Source organism: Vibrio sp. 10N.222.52.C12, from assembly GCF_041474215.1.
In the GTDB taxonomy this organism is placed as follows: domain Bacteria; phylum Pseudomonadota; class Gammaproteobacteria; order Enterobacterales; family Vibrionaceae; genus Vibrio; species Vibrio crassostreae_C.
The window spans coordinates 1-741 of record NZ_JBFRTR010000228.1; the positions used below are offsets into that span (position 1 = coordinate 1).

Genomic DNA, 741 nt, shown 5'->3' on the forward strand with positions numbered 1-741 from the left:
TGATTTAGGCAACAACGCCCACAATATATACACTCAATAGTTTGATTTAGTGGCTAGTCAAAGCCAAACTGACGACTTAAATAAAGACCTTTAACTAATATTAAAGTTACCATCATGACGATTAGAATCTTCACCATTAGCCTTGCTACTATTCTTATAACTGGCTGTGGCAACGACTCGAAAAAAGTTGAGTCTCTTGTTGAACAAGGCATCATTGAAGCAACTGGAGCTACTATGGGGCTTGTAGAAACGACCATCGATAAAATCAACTGCTCAAAGAAAAAACACCCTAATGTTAGAAATACATCATACTTTTGCGATGTATCTATCACATTAGCAAATAAAGACTTTGGCATTGAAGAGGCAATTTCTGAATCAGGTTATTTTGACTTTGATGGTAAAGAGACAATTACCCCTCTCGACTAATTTCAATCTATTAATTTAAAACACAAAATAGAACAATCGATTATCAAATGACATAGTTCAAGCTGTTTTATAAAAATTTAAATAACATATGGTGACCAAAATTATCTAAATTATTTTTGGTCACTACCTATTGCTATGAAAAATATATTTAAAAAGATCACCGTAAATCTTTAAATAATATAAAACCTATGGTGATATCTTATATGAAATATATAAAATTAATTTTACCATGTTTAGCCACTTTCATGATTTTTTGGGGCAACACGGCGTTGTTGATCAAATCAGCTTGAGGTTCAACATAGACAGAACCTTAAG

At 32.0% G+C, this 741-nt stretch carries 1 protein-coding gene; it reads left to right on the top strand.

From position 1 onward, the window contains the following. Positions 1-114: 114 nt before the first annotated feature. A complete protein-coding gene (locus tag AB4623_RS23965) occupies positions 115-426 on the top strand; it encodes a hypothetical protein (RefSeq protein ID WP_372147516.1) in 312 nt (103 codons plus the stop codon). Positions 427-741 lie beyond the last annotated feature (315 nt).

Bases quoted from the DNA above. Each gene is read 5' to 3' on its own strand.
- AB4623_RS23965 (WP_372147516.1), top strand. From the start codon at position 115: ATGACGATTAGAATCTTCACCATTAGCCTTGCTACTATTCTTATAACT.